This window comes from Nostoc flagelliforme FACHB-838 (genome assembly GCF_014698065.1).
GTDB classification, from domain to species: Bacteria; Cyanobacteriota; Cyanobacteriia; order Cyanobacteriales; family Nostocaceae; genus Nostoc; species Nostoc flagelliforme_B.
The window spans coordinates 1-3,906 of the sequence record NZ_JACJSI010000489.1; the positions used below are offsets into that span (position 1 = coordinate 1).

Annotated in this window: 1 protein-coding gene and 1 pseudogene; both read left to right on the plus strand. The window is 44.9% G+C overall.

The window, feature by feature from the left end:
- Positions 1–392: 392 nt before the first annotated feature.
- A complete protein-coding gene (locus H6G97_RS47185; RefSeq protein ID WP_338422003.1) occupies positions 393–3,137 on the plus strand; it encodes a plasmid replication protein, CyRepA1 family in 2,745 nt (914 codons plus the stop codon).
- Positions 3,138–3,355: 218 nt separating this feature from the next.
- Positions 3,356–3,825 (plus strand): annotated as a pseudogene (locus H6G97_RS47190) (glycerophosphodiester phosphodiesterase family protein); the annotation flags it as partial.
- Between the last annotated feature and the right edge of the window lie 81 nt (positions 3,826–3,906).

Consider the following 3,906-nt stretch of genomic DNA (forward strand, 5'->3'; position numbering starts at 1 on the left):
CAACCAACTCCTTCTTTACTTCCACAAGTTCCTGCCGAGTAAAGTTGCTGCTCAATTATGCTGCTTAAAACCCACGAATTTATACAGTTTGATTTCCCAAATTGAATTAGTCTGCTGTCTGCTTCTTTTGAACTCTAACTCTTTGATGTCAATGGGTTTTACTTTCTTGTAATTTGCGATCGCCCCGTGGTCGATTACTATTTATCTCATCCGAATCTATCTGCCATCAGTTCTTATTGCTGCTTATTGAGAATAAGCTTTGATGGCATTTTTGATGATTCATGGTGGCTCAAATGTCTTTTTTGTTTTCAGATGTCTGTTTTTATTCTTGCGTACCTTTTTTTCTCAGTAATTTCCGTTTGTGACACTTGGGGTGCGGAAGGTGGGATAATGTGCCAGTCACAATCGTGGAAGGTGTCAAAAAAGCGGGAGCGTTACTAACTGCGGGTTATGCTGCGATCGCAATTCCGGGAGTAAACGCTGGATACCGCACACCTACTGATGAGTACGGTACTGCCATTGGTAAACCATACCTCATCCCAGACCTCAAACACTTTGCAACTCTTGGGAGACAGGTTAACATCTGCTTTGATCAAGACAATAAACCTGAGACAGTCCAGCGAGTCAGAACCGCTATCAGTCGCATGGGACGGCTGCTGGTAAATGAGGGTTGTTCGCTGCGAGTGATTGATTTACCGTTAGGGGCAGAAAAAGGGGTTGATGATTTTATCGTTGCCAAAGGGCAATCGGCATTTGACGCACTCTACAACACAGCCGTTGCACTGGAGTTATGGGAGATTAAGCTGTTCACCCTGCTGACCTATCCCCCTGCCATTGCACTCAATCAAAGATTCTTGGGCCAGCTTCTCGTCCCCGAAGGTGAAAAACTCATCATTCTCAAAGCTCCCAAGGGAACCGGTAAAATCGAATGGCTGGCAACTGAGGTGGTGAAAGCACACGACCAGGGACAAAGGGTATTAATAATCACCCATCGTATTCAACTGGGCGAGGCGTTGTGCAATCGCTTCGGTGTTAACTATGTTACCGAAGTCCGCATGAATGAAACAGGCACATTGTTAGGATATGGGGTTTGTGTTGATTCACTGCATCAAGAAAGTCAGGCGCGATTCAACCCTGATGACTGGTCAAATCATGTGATTATTATTGACGAATGCGACCAAGTTTTCTGGCATTTGCTCAACTCTGGTACGGAAGTGCAAAAACGTCGGGTATCTGTCCTCAAAAACCTCAAACAACTGGTACAGAATGTTTTGGGCAGCAGTCAGGGAAAGATTTACCTGTCTAGTGCCGATGTGTCAGATACTGATGTGAAGTATGTTTTATCACTTGCTGGTGAATATCGAGTTAATCCCTTCGTTATCGTCAACAATTATCGTCACGTAGCAGGCAACTGTTACAACTACTCTGGCAGTAACCCGAAGAATCTCATCGCCGCACTAGACAAAGCGATCTCCATTGGGGGGCATCATTTACTATGCTGCTCTGCTCAGAAAGCCAAGTCCAAATGGGGAACCCAAGCATTGGAGGAACGCTTTCGGCGTAAATACCCAGAATTACGAATTCTCCGAATAGACAGTGAATCCGTTGCTGACCCCTCACAGGAAGCTTTCGGTTGTATTGCTCATCTCAACGAGATTCTGACCCAGTACGATTTAGTTATTGCATCTCCAAGTTTAGAAACTGGGGTCAGCATCGACATTCGAGGGCATTTTGATGGTGTATGGGGGATATTTCAGGGAGTGCAGCCGGTTAACTCTGTGCGTCAAATGTTGGCAAGGGTTAGGGAAACAGTTGACCGTCACATTTGGGTAAGAGAGTGGGGCATGGGAGTTGTGGGTAATGGTTCTACAACGATAGGAGGATTGCTCAGAAGTCAACACGTCGCAACACAGGCGAACATTGCGCTATTGTCGGCGGCGGACAATGACGATTACAGCTTTGTTGACCAGAACTTCCAGCCAGAGTCATTGCAGACTTGGGGTAAGCGTGGTTCCGTGATTAATGTAGAAATGCGGCGCTATCGAGAATCGGTGCTTGCGGGATTGGTCGAAGATGGGTACACCGTTATTGATGCCGACGATGCTGATGACGATGAGAGTGGGGCTGTAATCGAGTCGGTTAAGGCGGCAAGTGAGCAATTGTATACTGCTGAATGTCAGGCGATCGCTAATTCTGATGAACTCTCACAGACTGAACTGAAAAAACTGCAAGACAAAAGAGCGAAAACGAAAACTGAACGACATCAGCAGCGCAAGGCTGAATTATCCCGTCGCTACGAAATTGACGTAACCCCTGATTTGGTCGAGAAAGATGATGACGGGTGGTATCCTCAGTTGCGGATGCATTACTATTTGACGCTGGGGCGAGAGTTTTTGATGAACCGTGATGCCAAAAGAGCTAAGGCGCAGTTAGAGGCAGGGGAGAATTCGGTTTGGAAACCGGACTTTAACAAGGGGCAGTTATTACCTGCTGTGTTGTTACTCGAAAATCTGAATCTGTTGCAGTTTCTTACACCAGACGTTCAGTTACGGGGAACTGATGAGAAGATGGTGGAGTTTAAGGCTCTAGCTGTAACGCATCGGCGCGTTATTAAGAATTACTTGAATGTTTCCATTTCTGAAAAGCTGACCCCGATAGCGATCGCACAGAAATTGCTGGAGAAAATTGATTTGAAACTCGATTACGTCGGTCGGTTGGGTAAGCGTGAAAATCGAGAGTGCGTTTATCAATTCGTTACCCCTGATGATAAGCGTGATTTGATTTTCGAGCGGTGGTTAAATCGAGATGAAGCAACTAAAAGTGAGTCGGTGTCAGTCAGCAATAATATAAGTACAACTACACCAGTCATTGACACCACCCCCCAGGATATTCCTCAAACACTCACGCCACTGGAAAGTCCGACTGCCCAAGGCTGGAAAGGGCTGAAGCTGAAAATGCGCCTTGGACTCGACAGCATTGGAAAGTTTTACCAACAGCTAGTCTCCACAATTGGCGAGGCTATTGGCGTTGCTGACGGAGAGCCTTACTGGAATGGCTATCTGGGACAGTGGCAAGTTTGTGTTAACTTTGCCCACGGGTGTAGGTCTGTGGTGTGCGATTGGCTGATGGTAGTTTAAGTCAGACGAGAGGTCATTGTCACGTCCAATATTGATAAAGAGTTTGTACACAATTTCTAGAAACAACTTCATAGAAAATTCTCCAAGCATTAACTGATATCTCTGGCTAACTACAGGTTTAGTTAACGGGGCTTATACATTTTTCAAGGAGAAACAAGCCTCAAACTTATGCAGGATAAGAGAAATACACCATTAACTCAAAAATAGTCCAAACCCAGACTGAAGACTTTACCCTCAGAGAACTAAAAACACTACAAGTCAAAGAGCGAATTCCCCAAGTGCGTAGGCATAGCCCGCCGCAGGCATCGCAAAATACCGCTTATGATGGACTCTTAGAAATTCCCACGCTGCAAGAAATCATCGATTTAGTCAAGGTTAAAAGTGGCGAAATTAATCGGGAGATTGGCATTTACCCAGAAACTAAGCACCCAACTTACTTTCAATCTATTGGGTTAACTCTAGAACCACCCCTACTTGCAACTTTAGCAGCCAACGGTTATCAGGGAGCTAACGCACCTGTTTTCATTCAGTCTTTCGAAGTAAGTAATTTACAAGATTTATCTGCTTTTTGCCACTGGACTTTCAAGGAAATCCCCAAAAAGAGTATGAACTATTTTTCAGCTTAGGTGTTGATGGCGTATTTAGCGATTACCCAGATACGGCAGCTTACTATGCTACTGTTCAATAGGAATTGGTAGAGTAATAAAAATCACGGAAAAATAACATGGTTTTACTTAACTGGAAATCCTGTATAACAGCAGTAACCTTG